Below are 17,041 nucleotides of genomic sequence, written 5' to 3'. Positions count from 1 at the left end.
TTGTTGTCACGCATTTGTCATCAAACCTGCGCACACTGACAAGTCAGATCAATGACAATAAAAATACAGATTCCGCATGTCCATTCCACCCGCCTTGCCTGCACCACCGCCGACCGCCACGCCCCTGGTCCAGTTCCTGGACCGGGACCACAGCATCCTGGCCTTCAATGAGCGGGTGCTGGACTGGGCCAAACGGCCCGATGTGCCGCTGCTGGAGCGGTTGAGGTTCCTGTGTATTGTTTCGTCCAACCTGGACGAGTTTTTCGAGGTGCGCGCGGCCCTGCACCTGACGGCGGCGATGAACCGGGAGCAGAAGGAACCCTACTCCGCAGAGTCGTTCACGGCGCTGTCGGCAGCCGCGCACGACATGGTGGCGCGCCAGTACACGCTGTACAACGACGAGCTGATGCCCGAGTTTGCCAAGCACGGCATACGGATTGTTTCGCACGGCGAGCGGGATACGTCGCAGCGCCGCTGGGCCAAGGCCTATTTCGAGCGGGAGGTGCGCCCGCTGCTCATTCCCGTCGGGCTGGACCCTTCGCATCCCTTTCCCCAGGTGGCCAACAAGTCGCTGAACTTCATCGTCCGGCTGGGTGGCAAGGACGCCTTTGGACGCCAGAACGATATCGCGATCGTCAAGGTGCCCCGGGTCCTGCCGCGCGTGATCCACATGCCCGACAGCAAGGGCTCGCAGAAAAAGTCGCTGTTTGTTTCCCTGTCCAGCATCATCCGGGCGCACCTCACTGACCTGTTCCCGGGGCGCGAGGTGGGGGAGTTCTCGCAGTTCCGCGTGACGCGCCATTCCGACCTGGCGGTGGATGAAGACGATGTGAAAAACCTGCGTACCGCGCTGCGTCTGGGCCTGGAGCAGCGCCACTACGGGCAGGCGGTTCGCCTGGAGGTGTCGGCGGGCTGCTCCAAACACCTGTCGGATTTCCTGCTCGGCCAGTTCAGCCTGCCGTCTGAAGCGCTGTACCGGGTGCATGGCCCGGTCAATCTGGTGCGCCTGAACCAGCTGGTGGACCTGGTCAACGACCCGAAGCTGCTTTTTCCGCCTTACAAGGCCTGCTACCCGACGCAATTGGTGCCGGGGCAGTCGTTTTTTGAACGGCTCAAGCAGGGGGACGTGTCCATCCACCAGCCTTTCGAGAGTTTCAACGGTGTGCTCGATTTCCTGCGCGAGGCGGTGAACGACCCGCAGGTGCTCGCCATCCGCCAGACGATTTACCGCACCGGCCCGGACTCCGAACTCATGGTGCTGCTGCGCGAGGCGGTGCGGCGCGGCAAGGAAGTCACGGTGGTGCTGGAACTCAAGGCCCGCTTTGACGAGGAGGCCAACATCAACTGGGCCGAGATGCTGGAATCCATAGGCGCGCAGGTGGTTTATGGCGTGGTGGGCCTGAAGACCCACGCCAAGATGCTGCTGGTCACGCGGCGCGAGGGCCGGGAGCTGGTGCGTTATGCCCACCTGTCCACCGGCAACTACAACCCGACCACCGCGCGCCTGTACACCGACGTGAGTTACCTGACCGCCGACCCGGACCTGACGGCAGACATCGACAACGTCTTTGTGCATCTGGCCAGCCAGAGCAAATTACCCAGGCTGAACCGATTGCTGGTGGCACCGTTCCAGCTGCACCGCAAGCTGATTGAAAAAGTGGACCTGCTGGCCGAAGCGGCTGCGCAGGGCAAGGAAGCGCGCATCGTGGCCAAGATGAACGCGCTGACCGACGAAGGCCTGATGCTGGCGCTGGTCAGGGCAGGGCAGAGCGGCGTGAGGATTGACCTGGTGGTGCGCGGTGCCTGCATGCTGCCGGCCGGAGTGCCGGGGGTGACGGACAACATCCGGGTGCGCTCGGTGATTGGCCGCTTCCTGGAACACTCACGCGTGTTTTATTTCCGCTGCGACGGGGAGGAAACGCTTTACCTTTCCAGCGCCGACTGGATGAACCGCAACATGCTGCGGCGGGTGGAGCTGGCGTGGTCGGTGACCGATCCGGTGCTGCGCCAGCGCATCATCGACGAATGCCTGGTGGCCTACCTGCACGACAGCCAGGACGCCTGGGACCTGCAGCCAGACGGTAATTATGTGCGGGTGGGTGCCACTGGCGAGGAAGCGCGGCACGGCGCGCAGGCTGCGTTGATGGCACGTTATTCGGCAGCCGGTGCTGCGATGGAACTCTGAGATGGACCTGATTCTCTGGCGCCATGCGGAAGCCGAAGAGTTGCCGGCCGATGTGCACGATGTCAGCGACCTCGAACGTTCACTGACGTCGCGCGGTGAAAAACAGGCGGCCCGCATGGCCGGCTGGTTGGACCGCCAGTTGCCGGAGCGCGCGCGCGTTCTTGTGAGCCCGGCGCGCCGCTGCGAGCAGACGGCGCTGGCCCTGGGAAGAAAGTACAAAGTCCGGGCAGAGCTTGGCCCCGACGCGCCGCCGTCGCAACTGCTGGAACTGGTTCAATGGCCGGTGAACAAGCTGCCCATCCTGGTAATAGGCCATCAGCCCACCTTGGGGCAAACGATTGCCCAGCTGCTGGGCCTGCAGGAAACCGATTGCCCCGTGAAAAAGGGAGCACTCTGGTGGCTGCGCACCCGCGAACGCGAGGGTGGCTTGCAGACCGTGGTGGTGACTGTCCAGTCGCCCGAAGTGCTCTGAGCAGCCCGGCCCTGGCCGAACTCAGGCGCTCAGGTTGACTGCGTCGGACGGCCGGTCTTGATGGCCGGAACATCGGCCAGCGCTGCCAGGAATGCCGCATCGGGCATGGCAGCCAGGGCTTTGATGCCGGCGCGCAGCAGCTCACTTTTTTTCACCGGATGTGCCAGCACTGCAGCACGCTGCTTGAGTTCGTCGAGCACCAGGTACTCGGCCTTGGGAATGGTGAAGCTGTCACGCACCAGTTTTGGCTTCTTGGGCTTCGCGGCTTTGTCGGGCAGGGGGGCAGCCACTGGTTTGGGTTGGGCCGCAGCTTTTTTGGTAGCACCCGGCTTCCTGGCCGGGAGGGCTTTGGAGGTCGGAGAGGTGCCCACTTTTCCGGAAGGCACTTTTTTAGGGGCAGTGCCTGCTTTCGAGGTGACAGGGGATTTTTTCGCAGTAGCCATGAACGGTGTCTTTCAAATAAACGGTATATACAGTTTATATCGTTCATTCGAAACTGGTCAAGCCTGCCTGTTTACACGCCACCCAGCACAAGCGACCACGGTGTCTTCTGCCAGGCCAGCGCCTCTTCGCGCAGCAGGTGCGCTGATTGGGGGAAGGTGTCTGACCAGCCAGGGCGGCAGCCGAGCAGGAACTGGTGGCCGCCGGCGTTTTCACTGATCCGCATGTCCCGGGAGTCGGGCTCGCGGCGCGCGTGGCACAGGATCACCGCCAGACGCAGGCAGAGCAGTTGCTGCACAAAAATTTCGTCCTCGAAATCGGCTTCGAGCTTGCGCAGCTTGCCGCGGTGGCCCAGCACCAGCAGGCTCAGGCGGTGCAGTTCCGGCAGGGAGAAGCCGGGCGCGTCGGCATTGTCCAGGATGTAGGCGCCGTGTTTGTGATAGTCGCTGTGCGAGATGTGGCTGCCGATTTCATGCAGCTGGGCGGCCCAGTCGAGCTTGCGCTGCACCCGCCCCAGCTCCGCCGGGGACAGGCCGCTGCTGACTTGCGCAAAAAGGGCCCGGGCGACTTTGCTGACGCGCTGGGCCTGCGCGGCCTCGACATCGAACTTGCGGGCCAGGCGCTGTACCGTGGTCGAGCGGAGGTCGGTCGCTTCTCCCTCGCGGTCCAGCAGGTCATACAAAACGCCATGGCGCAGTGCGCCCTGGGCGGTTTGCATCTGCGTGATGCCCATCAGCTCGAAAACGGCGCGCAGCACGCTGACGCCGCCGCCGATCACCGCGCGCCGGTCTTCCTTCATGCCGTCGAGCTTGAGCCGCTCTGCGCTCTGCGCCTTGAGCAGGCGGTCCAGCAGCCAGTCCAGTCCGTCGCGCGTGACCAGACCCTGAGGCCAGCCGGCGGAAAATAACACGTCGCTGACGGCGCCCACCGTGCCTGACGAGCCGTAAGCCACATCCCAGCTGTCGTTGCGGTAGGTGTTGATGGCTTCGTCCAGCACGGCCTTGGCGGCCACCTCGGCGGTCTGGAAAGCGCGGGTGCTGAACTGGCCGTCGGGAAAATACTTCATGGACCAGCCGACGCTGCCGACGCGGTAGGACTCCATGGTCTGGGCTTCCAGGCCTTTGCCGAGAATCATTTCGGTGGACCGGCCGCCAATGTCGACCACCAGGCGGCGTTCGTCGGACTGGGGCAGCAGATGCGCCACGCCCTGGTAGATCAGGCGGGCTTCTTCGCGGCCGGAGATCACGTCGATGGGAAACCCGAGCACCTTATGGGCGCGCTGCAGGAAAACGTCGCGGTTGCGGGCTTCGCGCAGCGTCTGGGTGGCGACGGCGCGCACTTCCCCTTTTTTGAAACCGGCCAGGCGTTCGCCAAAACGGGCCAGGCAGTCCCAGCCGCGCTGCATGGCCTCTGGCGTGAGGTTGCGCTCGGCGTCCAGGCCATTGCCCTGGCGCACGGTTTCCTTGAGGTATTCGGTACGGTGAATCTGGCCGTGGTCGAGGCGGCCTATTTCGAGGCGGTAGCTGTTGGACCCAAGGTCCACGGCAGCCAGGCGGGTTCCATTTTGCATGTGTGAGCGTCTGAGAGGAGGCTCAGCATAGCATTCGCGCGGGATCCTCATCGACTGTTGCGCGCTTAGCCGACCAGCCGGCCGTCTACCGTGGTCATGCTTTGCGTCACGTAGGTTGCACTGCGGCGCTGGGCGTCATAACTGATGCGGAAACCGCCCACGTCGACGTCGGCGCGCCGCTGGAATTCGGCCAGTGCGGTTTGGCGCGTTAGCGGGCCATTGACGCCGCTTAAAACATCGTGGGTGTAGCGGGCCGCGATAAAACCAGCCAGGCTGAGCGGCACGGGTGGCTCATCGAACAGGCGGCCCAGTGTTTCCCGATAGGTACGCACTACCGGCAGGCTGGCGTTGATCAGGGGCACCACCTGGGTAGCGATGACAGGCGTGGTTCGTGCACCGCCCATTTGGATCATGGTCTGGATGTTCACATCGGCCAGCGCCACGATGTAGCGCTGCCTTGCCTGTTTGCCGAGGCCTTGCGTGAATTGGGCCAGTTCGGGGGTACCGCCCAGGAACAGCAGGACGGCCGGGGTAGCCGGCGTGAGTTTCTGGCCCAGAACGCCCAGATCGCCCGAACCGCGAAGAGACAGCAGCTTGAGCCCCATGTTGCCGGCGATGCGTTCGACATCCTCGCGATAAACCGTCTGGTCCTGGCTCGAGGCGTACACCGCGCCGAGCTCCTTCAAGCCCATCCCCGACAGGGTCTTCAGGGCATAGGTGATCTGCTGCTGGCGGGCCGCAAAAATGGGGAAGGTTTGTTCGTCGATGGCGAGGCTGGAGTTTTGCAGCCAGGGGGCGGCATGGGCAATGGACAGCCTGTCTTGCGACAGTTGTGCGACGACCTGACTGGCCACCTGGTCGCCGACGGTGCCCGAGAGAACGACGCATGAGGGATCATCCTTTATTTTGTCCAGCGCGGCGCGCACGCTGGCGGGCGTGCCGTCGGTTTCCAGCGTCAGATGCCGCACGGTTTTTCCGCGCAGTCCGCCGCGGGTATTGATGTCCTGCCAGGCCGCTCGCGCTCCAATCAGGAAGTCCTTGGAGACGTCCTGCTGGGTCAGCGAGTAGTCAACCACTTGCGCCACGCTGAGGGTGCGGGCGCTGCCCGCTGACTTGCCGGGCTGGGCCAGGGCAGGCACAGCGACCTGCGCCGCCAGGAGGCCGGCGCCCAGCAACATCTGGCGGCGCCGGAGCTTTGAGTGGAAATGCATGGTTTTTTCTCCACGGCGCAGCCCCGATGGCGTCACCGTCTGGTTTGAATTGCTATTGAATGAGTAGCGCCTCACGCCCGCTGAATGGGGGCGGAGGCCGAAAATGCCGAAGTAGTGCAGGAAATCTGGCGACGGCCGGCGCCGGATCAGGGCATTATTTCTTGACGGGGGGAATCATCACGCGATCCACGGTGTGGATCACGCCGTTGGTGGCAACGATATTCGCGGTCTGCACCATGGATTCTTCAACAGTGAGGAACTCGCCGGCCTTGGCCAGCGCCACGCTGGCGCCGTTGACGGTTTTGACAGAACCATTTTTGACGTCGCCGCTCATCACTTTTCCGGCAAGCACGTGGTAGGTCAGCACATTCCGGAGCATGGCCGGGTCTTTTGCAAGGGCGTCCATGGTTTTGGCAGGCACGGCCTTGAATGCCTCGTTGGTGGGGGCAAACACGGTGAACGGACCGGCATCCTGCAGGGTGGGGGTCAAGCCTGCTTTGACGATGAGGCCGTTGAGCGTGCTCAGCGAAGAGTCGGCTGCGATGGTGTCGGCCACCGACTTGGGTGATGACATGGACGCACAACCGGATACGACGGCGACAGCGAGGGCAACAAGCAAAACGCGGCGATGAAACATGAAGTAACTCCTGGTTAAGAAAACAGCCCGAGATTAGGGAGTTTTCGTGACAGCTTGGTGACGCGGTTGCTCCAGGCGAACGGCCGGAGGAGGGCGCCAGCAGCAGGGTGGGGGCTGCTGTCACGTCTTTGTCACACAACCCTTCTAAAGTCAGGCCAGTGTTTCAACCAACCCAAGAGGTGTTCTGATGAAAATGAGCTTTAAATTGTCTCTGGCCGGTGTGGCCAGCGTGGTTGCCATGTCCTTGTCGGGCGTTGTGATGGCCCAGGAGATCACTGGTGCCGGCGCAACTTTCCCGGCTCCTGTCTATTCCAAATGGGCTGCTGACTACAACAAGGCAACCGGCGTCAAGGTGAACTACCAGTCAGTGGGTTCCGGCGCCGGCATCAAGCAGATTGATTCCAAAACCGTGGACTTTGGTGCCTCGGACATGCCCCAAACCGATGAGGTCCTGGCCAAAAAAGGCCAGATGCAGTTTCCCGCCGTGATCGGCGGAACCGTCCCCGTCATCAATATCAAGGGTATTGCTGCAGGCCAGATGAAACTGGACGGCCAGGTGCTGGGCGATATCTATCTCGGCAAGATCACGAAATGGAACGATTCTGCGATCAAGGCGCTCAACCCATCGCTGCCGTTGCCTGATGCTGCGATCGCCCCTGTCCGCCGTGCCGACGGCTCCGGCACCACCTTCAACTTCACCAATTACCTCAGCCGCGTGCATCCCGAGTGGAAAGCCAAGGTCGGAGAGGGAACGGCCGTCAACTGGCCGGTCGGCGCCGGCGGCAAGGGCAACGAAGGCGTAGCCGCTTTTGTTAACCGTTTGCCTAACTCGATCGGTTACGTCGAGTACGCCTACGTCAAGCAGAACAAGATGACCTACACCCTGCTCAAGAACAAGGATGGCGTCTTTGTTGCTCCCGAGGCATCTGCGTTTGCAGCAGCGGCTGCCGGCGCCGACTGGAACAAGTCGTTTTACCAGCTGATCACCGATCAGCCCGGCAAGAACGCCTGGCCTATTTCCACCGCCACCTTCATCCTGATGCAGCTCAAGCAGGACAAGCCGGCCTCGGCCACCGAAGTGTTCAAGTTTTTCGACTGGGCCTACAAGAATGGCGACAAAACCGCCGCCGCGCTTGACTACGTGCCCATTCCGGACACTGTGATTGCCACAATTGAGAAAGCGTGGTCCAAGGTGACCGATGCTTCCGGCAAGCCGGTTCCCGTCAAGTAAATTGAATCCCCCGCCTGACCGGCCCGATTTTCAGGAGTAGATGAGTGTCAACTACACTTCCGGCGAATGAAAGACCTTCTTCCCACCAGACCGTCAAATTCTCCGGGCGTGTCATGACCAAGCCGCCTTCCATGAAAACAGCCCGTTCGGGCCCTTGGGCTGATCGCATCTTTGGCCTTGTGGCCAAGGGTGCGGCCCTGTTTACGCTGTGTGTGCTGCTTGCCATCCTGGCATCGTTGACCATCAGTGCCTGGCCGGCCATCACCAAATTCGGTCTCGGCTTTCTGACCAGCACGACCTGGGATCCCGTCAAGGAGGACTTCGGCGGTTTGGTGATGATTTACGGGACCGTCATGACGTCAGCCATCGCCTTGCTGATTGCGGTTCCTGTCAGTTTTGGCATCGCCCTGTTTTTGACCGAGCTTTCGCCGGCGTGGCTCAAGCGCCCGCTGGGCACCGCCATTGAATTGCTGGCCGCAGTACCGTCCATTGTGTACGGCATGTGGGGCCTGCTTGTGTTCAGTCCCGTCCTGTCCACCTATGTGCAGCAGCCACTGCAAAAAGCCTTCGGCGATGTTCCCTACCTGGGGCCGCTCTTTTCCGGTGCCCCAGTCGGCATCGGCATTTTGTCTGCCGGGATTATCCTGGCCATCATGATTATTCCCTTCATTGCGTCAGTGATGCGCGATGTTTTTGAGGTGACGCCCACGTTGCTCAAGGAGTCTGCCTATGGATTGGGTGCGACCACCTGGGAAGTGGTTTCTACGGTGGTGCTGCCTTACACCAAGGCAGGTGTCGTGGGCGGCATCATGCTGGGGCTGGGTCGCGCCATTGGCGAGACGATGGCCATCACCTTTGTGATCGGCAATTTCAACCAGCTCAATTCACTGAGCCTGTTCGAGGCGGCCAACAGCATCACCTCCGCGCTCGCCAACGAATTTGCCGAGGCTGGTGAAGGCCTGCATCAGGGCGCATTGATGTACCTCGGCCTGGTGCTTTTCTTCATCACGTTTGTTGTCCTGTCCCTGTCCAAAATCCTGCTGGCGCAATTGCAGAAAAATGAGGGGGCAAAAACATGAGCGCCGTCGCATCCGATGCCCGCGAAGCCAAATACGCCAGACGCAAGTTCGTCAATCGCGTGGCCATCGCGCTGGCGATGGCCGCCATGGCTTTTGGCCTGTTCTGGCTGTTCTGGATCCTGTTTGAAACCGTGCGCCTTGGCGTGGAAGGGCTGACGCTCGACACGCTGACGCAGATGACGCCGCCACCCAACGACCCGGGCGGCCTGGCCAACGCCATTTACGGCTCCTTTCTGATGGTCATGCTGGCCACCTTTGTGGGGACGCCGATCGGCATCATGGCCGGCATCTATCTGGCCGAATTCGACACCAAGGGCTGGCTGGCCGTGGTGACCCGGTTTGTGAATGATATTTTGCTGTCGGCCCCGTCCATTGTGATCGGCCTTTTTGTTTATGCCGTGGTGGTCTCCCGCTTCAAGTCCTTTTCGGGGTGGGCCGGTGTGATCGCGTTGGCACTGATTGTGATTCCCGTGGTGATACGGACAACCGAAAACATGTTGCAGCTGGTGCCCGCCGGCCTGCGGGAAGCGGCCTACGCGCTGGGTGCACCCAAGTGGAAAGTCATTTTGAGCATCACGCTCAAGGCGGCACGGGCAGGTGTCGTGACGGGGGTCATGCTGGCCGTGGCCCGCGTGGCGGGAGAAACCGCGCCACTGCTGTTCACCGCCTTGAGCAACCAGTTCTGGACCTCCAGCCTGACTGAGCCGATGGCCAGCCTGCCTGTCACCATTTTCAAATTTGCCATGAGTCCCTATGAGAACTGGCAGAAGCTGGCCTGGGCCGGTGTTTTCCTGATCACGATGGCGGTGCTCGGCCTGAACATTCTCGCGCGCATCCTGACACGCAACAAGATTTGACCCCGTGGCATCCGGGACAGCCCTCACAGCACAACACGACAAGACAAGAGAGATCAAGCATGGAAACCATGACCGCGTTACGTGAAAAGCCAGCCGAAAAATCCAAGATATCGGTCAAGGATCTTGATTTTTATTACGGAAAATTTCATGCCCTCAAGGGTATCAATCTGGAAATTCCGGAGAGAAAAGTGACGGCATTTATCGGCCCTTCGGGCTGCGGGAAGTCGACGCTGCTGCGCATCTTCAACCGCATGTACGAGCTTTATCCCGAGCAGCGCGCCGAGGGCGAGGTTTTTTTTGAAGGCGAGAATCTGCTCACGTCGAAAAAGGACGTGGCCCTGATTCGTTCGAAGGTGGGTATGGTTTTCCAGAAGCCTACCCCTTTCCCCATGTCGATCTACGACAACATCGCTTTTGGGGTCAAGCTGTTCGAGAGCCTGAGCCGCGCCGACATGGATGAACGGGTGGAGTGGGCTTTGCGCAAGGCGGCCCTCTGGACCGAAGTCAAGGACAAGCTGAGTCAGAGCGGTTCCAGCCTCTCAGGCGGACAGCAGCAGCGTCTGTGTATTGCCCGTGGCATTGCCATCAAGCCCGAAGTGCTGCTGCTCGATGAGCCGTGTTCGGCCCTGGATCCCATTTCCACCGCGAAAGTTGAAGAGCTGATCACCGAGCTGAAGAACGACTACACCGTGGTCATCGTGACGCACAACATGCAACAGGCAGCGCGCTGCAGCGATTACACCGCCTATATGTACCTGGGCGACCTGGTGGAGTTCGGCGCAACGGAAGACATCTTCTTCAAGCCCATGCGCAAGGAAACCGAAGACTACATCACCGGCCGTTTCGGCTGACCAGGCACCAGGAGCGCACCATGCCCGAAAAACATTTGTCTACCCAGTTTGACAGCGAACTCAACACCGTATCCTCCCGCGTGATGGAGCTGGGCGGACTGGTCGAGTCCCAGATTCGCCACGCCATCTATGCACTGTCGCAGTTCAGTGCCGAAACCGCCAACAAGGTCATCGAGACCGAGGCCCGGGTCAATGCGATGGAAATCGATATTGACCGTGATCTGTCGTCCATCATTGCACGTCGCCAGCCGACCGCGCGCGATCTGCGTCTGCTGATTGCAATTTCGAAAACCACTGCGAATCTGGAGCGCGCAGGTGACGAGGCGGAAAAAATCGCCCGCATGGTCAAGTCCATCATTGAAAGCGGCTCCTCGCGAGCCCTGCCTGCTTCGGAATTGAATGTTGCGGCAGAGCTTGCGTCCGCATTGCTGCGCAAGGCGCTGGATGCATTTGCCCGCCTCGATACGGCCGCAGCTGTTTCGATCCTGAAGGAAGACGACCTGATTGACCAGGAGTTTGACGGTTTTGTGCGCAAGCTCATCACCTACATGATGGAAGACCCCCGCACCATTTCGTCCAGCCTGGACCTGCTGTTCGTGGCCAAGGCCATCGAGCGCGTCGGCGACCATGCCAAGAACATCGCCGAATTCATCATCTACATCGTCAAGGGTGCCGACGTCCGGCACAGTCCGATGGACCAGATCGAGTCGGCGGTCAAGTAGTGGGCTGCCGCACGCGTCATTTAGCGTCTTTCGCCGCTTCCCTTGGGCGGACCTTTTCCCCTGAGGCGACCTGGCGCAGGAATCCCGGGAATTTTCCTTGCCCATGAAACACCAGCCACGCATACTGGTCGTTGAAGACGAGCCGGCGATTGCCGAGCTCATTGCGGTGAACCTGACGCACGGCGGCTTCACCCCGGTGATTGCCGGCGACAGCGTGGCCGCGCAGCGCGAACTCGATGCGGTGCTTCCCGATGCAATTCTGCTGGACTGGATGCTGCCCGGGCAAAGCGGGTTGTCTCTGGCGCGGCACCTGCGCAAACAGTCCCGTACCAAAAGCATTCCCATCCTGATGCTGACCGCCAAGGGGGACGAGCCCGACAAGGTTGCCGGCCTGGACGCTGGCGCCGATGACTACATCACCAAGCCCTTTTCCACGCAGGAGTTGCTGGCCCGCATACGCGCGGTGCTGCGCCGGCGTGCGCCGGAGTCGGTCAACGACAGCGTGACGGTTGGCGACTTGATGCTCGACGCTGCCACGCACCGCATTTCCTTCCAGGGGAAGGAGCTCAAGCTCGGTCCTACGGAGTTCAAGCTGCTGCACTACCTGATGAAACATGCCGAGCGGGTACACAGCCGCAGCACGCTGCTGGACAAGGTCTGGGGTGACCACGTGTTCATCGAGGAACGGACGGTGGACGTGCACGTCAAGCGCCTGCGCGAGGCACTCGGCGCTGCCGGGGCGATGGTGGAGACGGTACGCGGCGCCGGTTACAGGCTGACATCGCTAACAACGGTGGGTCAGCCAGCTGCTGCACAATCAGGGACATGATCAATCGCTGGATAACTTTTGCAGCCTGTTTGCTGCTCGGGTCTGGCGTGGGTTGGTGGTTGGCCGGCAAGGATGGTATAGAGCCGGGGTTGTTGCTCGCCGGCTTTGTGTGGCTTCTGCTCGACACCCTGCAGATTGTGCGCTTGCTGAAATGGTTACGGGCCGAGCAGAACGCTGAAGAGCCGGGCTCGTTGTCCAGCTTATCTCCGCCCACCGGCGGGATGTGGGGTGAGGTCGCTGACCGGACCCGTCGCATACTGAAGAATCGTGACCGCCACTACCAGGAGAGCCAGGCTCGGCTCAACGAATTCCTGGCGGCCATGCAGGCCTCACCCAACGGCGTCGTGCTGCTCGATGCGGAAGGGCGGATCGAATGGTGCAACCAGACAGCCGCCCAGCATTTTGGTTTCGACGCGCAGCGCGACGTGATGCAACACATCGCCAATCTCGTGCGTGATCCTGCTTTTACGGCCTACTTAAGCTCGGGCAACTTCTCCCGGGATGTGACGATTCCTGGCGGCCGGTCAACGCCGGCGCGGCCCGTCAAGTTGGCGGTGCATCTGCATGCCTACGGCAGGGGCCGCAAACTGCTTCTATCGAGGGATGTCACGGCACTTGAGCTGGCGGAGGCCATGCGCCGCGATTTCGTGGCCAATGTGTCGCATGAAATCCGCACGCCACTCACGGTGCTGTCAGGCTTCATTGAAACGCTGCAGACACTGCCGCTCAAGGAACCCGAGCGAACCAGGTATCTGGGCCTGATGGCGCAGCAGTCGCAGCGCATGCAGACGCTGGTCAACGACCTGCTCACCTTGTCCCGGCTGGAGGGCAGCCCTCTCCCCGATACCGGCGAGTGGGTGACGACCGGTGCCTTGCTGGCGCAGTGCGAGCAGGAGGCACGCTCGCTGTCGACCATGCTGGCCCCGGCGGGCCACAGGCTGGAGTTTGAACCGGGGCCCCCCTGTGAGCTGGCGGGCGTGCAGAACGAACTTCTCAGCGCCATGTCCAACCTGGTGACCAACGCCGTGCGCTACACCCCGCCTTCAGGCCTGATCAAGATCAGCTGGCGGGTGCTCGACGATGGTCGTGGGGAATTCCAGGTCCAGGACACCGGGCCAGGCATCGCCGCGGAACACATTCCACGCCTGACCGAGCGTTTCTACCGGGTGGATCGCAGCCGCTCGCGCGAAACCGGCGGCACCGGGCTGGGCCTGGCGATTGTCAAACACGTGATGCAGCGCCATGGTGCCGAACTCCGCATCGAAAGCCAGCCAGGGCACGGCTCCCGGTTTTCAATGGTTTTCCCGGCTGCCAGGGTGCGCCAGCTTCAGGCTGTGGCCACGATTTCCACGTCGTTGCTGTAAACATCGACGCGCTTGTCATACAGCGGAATGGTGGTGCCGGCGACGCGGTTCATGACCAGTTTGCCGAGGTCGACATCGGCAATGACAATTTGCTCCATGTTGGGTACACCCTCGGCGGCAATGCCATCACGCGCGAACGGGAAGTCCGACGGGGTAATGATGGCTGCCTGGCCGTAGTGCAGTCCCAGCCCTTCAACCGGGAGGTTGCCCACGGTGCCGGTCACTGCCACGTAAACCTGGTTTTCGATGGCCCGGGCGTGGCAGCAATAACGCACGCGCAGGAAACCCTGGCGGTCGTCGGTGCATGAAGGCACAAAAATAATGTCGGCACCCATTTCGCAGACCTTGCGGCTGAGCTCGGGAAACTCGATGTCGTAGCAGATCAGGATGGCGATGCGGCCGTGCGGCGTGTCGAATACCCGCAGGTGATGGCCGGGGTCGCCTTTCCATTTTTCCTTCTCCCAGCGCGTCAGGTGGATCTTGTCCTGGGTGAACACCTTTCCCTCGGGCGTGAAAAGATAGGCAGTGTTCAGCAACTGGCCGTCGCGTATGGTCGGGTGGCTGCCGCCGATCACGTGCACCTTCCACTGCGCGGCGAGTTCCTTGAACAGGTCGATGTAGCGCGTGGTGTAGTCGTTCATGTTGCGCACGGCCTGGCGCAGGTCGCTGGTATCCATGAATGAAAGCAGCTGCGTGGTGAAGATTTCGGGCAGCAGCACAAACTGGGGTTTGTAGTCGCCAGCAGCTTTCATGACAAAGCGCACCTGGTTTTCAAAGCCGTTCCAGTCATGGATGGACCGCAGTAGGTACTGCACCGCCGCGATGCGCACCGTGATGGGCTTGGGTTCGTGAACGCCGGTTGGAGGGCTGGTGGTGGTCATCGTGGCAGGTCCTTTGCGGCGTCTTGCGCCAATTGCAGGCCCGAAGGCCTGGAGGCGTCGTAGTCCGGATTGAGCCAGACGATCAGCGACGCATAACCCCGCGATTCCTGGTCATCGGCCAGGTAGTTTTTCATGATGCCACAGTACCTGAATCCCTCGCGCAGCTGAAAGCTCAGCACCGGGTCCGTGATGTCTCCCCACAGAACCTTGCGCGCGTACAGGTCCACCGGCATCTGGTCGGCAACCTTGTGGTAGCCCGGCAGCCGGCCGCAGGCGATGACGCGGCGCAGGTTCAGGGTCTTGCAGACCCGCCGCCGGGCTTCATACAGCGCATGGCCCAGCCGCTTGCCGCGCAGCAGGGGCGCGACGAATACCTCTGCGCCGTACAGCGTGTAGCCCGCGGTATCGTGGGTGTCGAACGTTCCCTTGGCGGTGATTTCGTCCCAGGTATGGGGTTCCGACCATTCGTCCCACTGGATCACCAGCGAACTGGCACAGCCGACCAGCTTGTCATCGTAGAAGGCGACGAACTGGCCTTCCGGAAACAATTCGATCTGGTGCGCTACACGGTCGTGTTGCCATGCAGGAATACCGGGGTAGACCTCGCGCTGCAGACGCACCAGCGCTTCAATGTCATGGACTGTGGTGTTTCGTACGATGAGTTTGGGCATGTGGCTCGCTGGAAGTCAGGGAAAGCCCGCCCGCTGGCGGGGAAGCGGCGTCCAGGAGGGAGGAGGGGAAAGAAGGCGGACGAGGCCGCTCACGGCCGGCTGACGCGTTTGAACAGCAGCACATTTTCGGTTTTGTCGGTCGGCCGGCGCACGGTGGCCAGGAATGCCCACTCGGGCATATCGACGGTGCTGCTGAGTTTGTCCTGCGCATCGGCGTCCACCACCAGGTAGGGACAGGCCGCCCTGGCACCGGCCTGGCGCAAGTTCAGGTACCCGTGGTATTGGAAGGCAGCCACCTGGGCGCTGTTCAGGCCAAAAACTTCGACGCATGCCCCGGTGTCCACCCGGGCGGCCACCTGCCGCGACAGGGGCGCGTAGCTGCGTGCGTAGTCGAGCAGGGGTAGCCAGAGGGTCATGAGCAGCAGCCAGCACAGCGTGGCCCCGCCTGCAGGCAGCACCATGGATTTCCAGATGGCAGCACGCTGGCGGCCGGCACGCCATTTGACCAGCCAGGCCCAGGCCACGGTGGCCAGTGCCGCGGCCAGAAAAGCCAGCCATGAAAAACTGGGCTCAAACCCGGGTGCCAGCTTGGCCACATTGGCCGCAGGCTGCTTTGGCATGCCGGTCTGCATGGCGATCCAGATCACCCAGATGATGATGCCGCAGCCGGTGAAAAACAGCAGTGTGAACCAGTCGATCAGCGAGGCCACGCTGCGTTTGAGGGTGGGCAGGGCAAAAGCGGCGAGGGCGGCCAGCGGCGGCAGGCTCAGCAGCAGGCTGCGGTCCGAGGCGGTGGTGGTCACCGTGGCGGCCAGCGCCACCAGCGCAAACCACAAGGGCAGCGCGACGTGGCGGCTTGTCAATTGCCGGCGCCAGCGCCACAGGGTCCAGGCGGCCAGCGGCCAGGTTGGCCAGGTGAACCAGACCAGCAGGCGTGCCAGGCTGCGCCATTCCTTGCGGTCCGCAGGACTTTCCAGGCCGGGAATTTCGATGCGCCAGCGCCACAGATCCAGCCCGTGGGCCAGGCCTGCCACGGCCAGGGTCAGTGCTCCGGTCAGGAGCACCCAGCGCCAGGCATGGGCTGTGTCTTTTTCGCCCTGACTGCGGCGGGTGCTGCCAAGTGCGACCAGTGTGCTGCCCGCACCCAGCAAGGTGGCCACGGTCGGTGCGCCGCTCAGGGCCAATCCGGCTAGTCCGGTGGCGAGCCCGAGTGCCGGTCCCATCACTTTCCAGGCGTTGCGGTAGGCACTGGCAGCCACCGCGTAAAAAACCAGCGCCATGAAGCCGAGCTGCGCCAGCGCGGGTGTGGTTTCGTGCGAAAGCTGGGCCAGCCCCAGGCTGGCGATCAGTGCCAGCAAGGCAGCGTCGGCAATGGCGCGAGCGTAGTCGACCGGGCTGGCTTCGCCGCCAAAAGCAAACGCCACGGGCTGGGCCTGCGGACTGCGCGCCAGGTAATAGACCGCATACCAGGTGGTCAGCAGGGTCAGCGCCAGCAGCAGGCCGAAAGGGATGCGTGCAGCGAAAGCGGGATCGAGAAAGGGCAAGGCCTTGATGGCCAGTGCGCCGAGCCAGTAAGGCAGCAGCGCTTCAAATTCGCCGGCTTGTCCCAGCAGTTGCGGGTGCAGCCAGCTGGTGGCACCCGAGGCCAGGGCCTGCATGGTGCCGAAGGCCGCGATATCGGCGTTTTTCCAGGGGCCGCGGCCCAGGAAGCCCGGCAGCACATAAGCCACGCAAAACAGCAGCAGCGCAAGTCGGGGCAAGCGGCGAACCGCTGACTGGGCAATGATGGCTGGGGAGGGTTTGTTCAAGGGATGGCAGCGAAAACGGAATGCCCGATTTTGGGGCAAAAAAAAGCAGCCTGAGGGTCAGGCTGCTTTTTTCATGGGGCCGGAGAAAGGTGTTGCAGCTTACTTGGAAGCTTCTGCAGCAACGTCCTTGGCAGGTGTCTTGCCAAAACGGTTGCGGAATTTCTCGACGCGGCCCCCCATGTTGTCCACGGATTTCTGTGTGCCGGTGTCGAAGGGCTGCGACTCGCTGGAC

Annotated in this window: 17 protein-coding genes; 9 read left to right on the top strand and 8 right to left on the bottom strand. The window is 61.9% G+C overall.

Annotated features, from left to right (window positions below; genetic code table 11):
• Positions 1 to 76: 76 nt before the first annotated feature.
• Both ppk1 and WA904_RS09195 read left to right on the top strand, forming a co-directional pair.
• Positions 77 to 2,185 carry a polyphosphate kinase 1 gene (ppk1, locus tag WA904_RS09200; RefSeq protein ID WP_425196822.1) on the top strand — a complete coding sequence of 703 codons (2,109 nt, stop codon included), beginning with the start codon at positions 77 to 79 and terminating at the stop codon, positions 2,183 to 2,185.
• 1 nt (position 2,186) lies between these two features.
• Entirely contained in the window at positions 2,187 to 2,657 is a 471-nt protein-coding gene (locus WA904_RS09195; protein ID WP_425196821.1) for a SixA phosphatase family protein, read from the top strand.
• Positions 2,658 to 2,686: 29 nt separating this feature from the next.
• On the opposite strand, the gene WA904_RS09190 is transcribed toward WA904_RS09195, so the two are convergent.
• From WA904_RS09190 to WA904_RS09175, 4 genes are all read right to left on the bottom strand, one after another.
• Positions 2,687 to 2,947: a hypothetical protein gene (locus tag WA904_RS09190; RefSeq protein ID WP_425196820.1), complete on the bottom strand. Its 261-nt coding sequence runs from the start codon at positions 2,945 to 2,947 to the stop codon at positions 2,687 to 2,689.
• Between the two features lie 224 nt (positions 2,948 to 3,171).
• Positions 3,172 to 4,668 carry an exopolyphosphatase gene (gene ppx, locus WA904_RS09185; protein WP_425196819.1) on the bottom strand — a complete coding sequence of 499 codons (1,497 nt, stop codon included), beginning with the start codon at positions 4,666 to 4,668 and terminating at the stop codon, positions 3,172 to 3,174.
• A gap of 65 nt (positions 4,669 to 4,733) precedes the next feature.
• Positions 4,734 to 5,879, bottom strand: a complete 1,146-nt coding sequence (locus tag WA904_RS09180) for an ABC transporter substrate-binding protein (protein WP_425196818.1) — start codon at positions 5,877 to 5,879, stop codon at positions 4,734 to 4,736.
• 154 nt (positions 5,880 to 6,033) lie between these two features.
• Entirely contained in the window at positions 6,034 to 6,453 is a 420-nt protein-coding gene (locus WA904_RS09175; RefSeq protein ID WP_425196817.1) for a fasciclin domain-containing protein, read from the bottom strand.
• Positions 6,454 to 6,703: 250 nt separating this feature from the next.
• On the opposite strand from WA904_RS09175, the gene pstS reads away from it, so the two are divergent.
• The 7 genes from pstS to phoR all read left to right on the top strand — a co-directional run bounded on the left by pstS (position 6,704) and on the right by phoR (position 13,449).
• Positions 6,704 to 7,747 (top strand): phosphate ABC transporter substrate-binding protein PstS, encoded by a 1,044-nt coding sequence (pstS, locus tag WA904_RS09170; protein WP_425196816.1) that lies wholly within the window; start codon positions 6,704 to 6,706, stop codon positions 7,745 to 7,747.
• Between the two features lie 113 nt (positions 7,748 to 7,860).
• The gene (pstC, locus tag WA904_RS09165; RefSeq protein WP_425196815.1) at positions 7,861 to 8,826 is read left to right on the top strand and encodes a phosphate ABC transporter permease subunit PstC; all 966 of its coding nucleotides are present in this window, start codon (positions 7,861 to 7,863) and stop codon (positions 8,824 to 8,826) included.
• Positions 8,823 to 9,683: a phosphate ABC transporter permease PstA gene (gene pstA, locus WA904_RS09160; RefSeq protein WP_425196814.1), complete on the top strand. Its 861-nt coding sequence runs from the start codon at positions 8,823 to 8,825 to the stop codon at positions 9,681 to 9,683. The genes pstC and pstA overlap by 4 nt, the downstream gene beginning before the upstream one ends.
• A gap of 59 nt (positions 9,684 to 9,742) precedes the next feature.
• Complete coding sequence (pstB, locus tag WA904_RS09155) at positions 9,743 to 10,534, top strand: phosphate ABC transporter ATP-binding protein PstB (RefSeq protein WP_425196813.1); 792 nt, start codon at positions 9,743 to 9,745, stop codon at positions 10,532 to 10,534.
• Between the two features lie 20 nt (positions 10,535 to 10,554).
• The gene (phoU, locus tag WA904_RS09150; protein ID WP_425196812.1) at positions 10,555 to 11,256 is read left to right on the top strand and encodes a phosphate signaling complex protein PhoU; all 702 of its coding nucleotides are present in this window, start codon (positions 10,555 to 10,557) and stop codon (positions 11,254 to 11,256) included.
• A gap of 103 nt (positions 11,257 to 11,359) precedes the next feature.
• Positions 11,360 to 12,085 (top strand): phosphate regulon transcriptional regulator PhoB, encoded by a 726-nt coding sequence (gene phoB / locus WA904_RS09145; protein ID WP_425196811.1) that lies wholly within the window; start codon positions 11,360 to 11,362, stop codon positions 12,083 to 12,085.
• Positions 12,082 to 13,449: a phosphate regulon sensor histidine kinase PhoR gene (gene phoR / locus WA904_RS09140; protein WP_425196810.1), complete on the top strand. Its 1,368-nt coding sequence runs from the start codon at positions 12,082 to 12,084 to the stop codon at positions 13,447 to 13,449. Before phoB ends, phoR begins: the two co-directional genes overlap by 4 nt.
• Here the strand turns inward: phoR and WA904_RS09135 are convergent.
• The 4 genes from WA904_RS09135 to WA904_RS09120 form a co-directional block, all read right to left on the bottom strand.
• Complete coding sequence (locus WA904_RS09135) at positions 13,413 to 14,330, bottom strand: carbon-nitrogen hydrolase family protein (protein ID WP_425196809.1); 918 nt, start codon at positions 14,328 to 14,330, stop codon at positions 13,413 to 13,415. The genes phoR and WA904_RS09135 overlap by 37 nt on opposite strands.
• Positions 14,327 to 15,001: a GNAT family N-acetyltransferase gene (locus tag WA904_RS09130; protein ID WP_425196808.1), complete on the bottom strand. Its 675-nt coding sequence runs from the start codon at positions 14,999 to 15,001 to the stop codon at positions 14,327 to 14,329. The genes WA904_RS09135 and WA904_RS09130 overlap by 4 nt, the downstream gene beginning before the upstream one ends.
• 89 nt (positions 15,002 to 15,090) lie before the next feature.
• Entirely contained in the window at positions 15,091 to 16,809 is a 1,719-nt protein-coding gene (locus WA904_RS09125; RefSeq protein ID WP_425196807.1) for a hypothetical protein, read from the bottom strand.
• A 99-nt stretch (positions 16,810 to 16,908) separates the two neighbouring features.
• Positions 16,909 to 17,041, bottom strand: a 133-nt coding sequence (locus WA904_RS09120; RefSeq protein WP_425196847.1) for a 50S ribosomal protein L31, incomplete at its 5' end; no start/stop codon positions are given.

Source organism: Polaromonas sp. (assembly GCF_049790275.1).
Taxonomy (GTDB): domain Bacteria; phylum Pseudomonadota; class Gammaproteobacteria; order Burkholderiales; family Burkholderiaceae_C; genus Polaromonas.
This window is presented reverse-complemented; position numbering and strand designations above follow the sequence as displayed.

What these genes read in the sequence shown, in the direction of transcription:
- pstB (WP_425196813.1), top strand. Translation starts at nt 9,743, where the DNA reads ATGGAAACCATGACCGCGTTACGTGAAAAGCCAGCCGAAAAATCCAAG.
- WA904_RS09130 (WP_425196808.1), bottom strand. Translation starts at nt 15,001, where the DNA reads ATGCCCAAACTCATCGTACGAAACACCACAGTCCATGACATTGAAGCG.
- ppx (WP_425196819.1), bottom strand. Translation starts at nt 4,668, where the DNA reads ATGCAAAATGGAACCCGCCTGGCTGCCGTGGACCTTGGGTCCAACAGC.
- phoB (WP_425196811.1), top strand. Translation starts at nt 11,360, where the DNA reads ATGAAACACCAGCCACGCATACTGGTCGTTGAAGACGAGCCGGCGATT.
- ppk1 (WP_425196822.1), top strand. Translation starts at nt 77, where the DNA reads ATGTCCATTCCACCCGCCTTGCCTGCACCACCGCCGACCGCCACGCCC.
- WA904_RS09195 (WP_425196821.1), top strand. Translation starts at nt 2,187, where the DNA reads ATGGACCTGATTCTCTGGCGCCATGCGGAAGCCGAAGAGTTGCCGGCC.
- pstS (WP_425196816.1), top strand. Translation starts at nt 6,704, where the DNA reads ATGAAAATGAGCTTTAAATTGTCTCTGGCCGGTGTGGCCAGCGTGGTT.
- WA904_RS09180 (WP_425196818.1), bottom strand. Translation starts at nt 5,879, where the DNA reads ATGCATTTCCACTCAAAGCTCCGGCGCCGCCAGATGTTGCTGGGCGCC.
- WA904_RS09175 (WP_425196817.1), bottom strand. Translation starts at nt 6,453, where the DNA reads ATGTCATCACCCAAGTCGGTGGCCGACACCATCGCAGCCGACTCTTCG.
- pstA (WP_425196814.1), top strand. Translation starts at nt 8,823, where the DNA reads ATGAGCGCCGTCGCATCCGATGCCCGCGAAGCCAAATACGCCAGACGC.
- phoU (WP_425196812.1), top strand. Translation starts at nt 10,555, where the DNA reads ATGCCCGAAAAACATTTGTCTACCCAGTTTGACAGCGAACTCAACACC.
- phoR (WP_425196810.1), top strand. Translation starts at nt 12,082, where the DNA reads ATGATCAATCGCTGGATAACTTTTGCAGCCTGTTTGCTGCTCGGGTCT.
- WA904_RS09135 (WP_425196809.1), bottom strand. Translation starts at nt 14,330, where the DNA reads ATGACCACCACCAGCCCTCCAACCGGCGTTCACGAACCCAAGCCCATC.
- pstC (WP_425196815.1), top strand. Translation starts at nt 7,861, where the DNA reads ATGACCAAGCCGCCTTCCATGAAAACAGCCCGTTCGGGCCCTTGGGCT.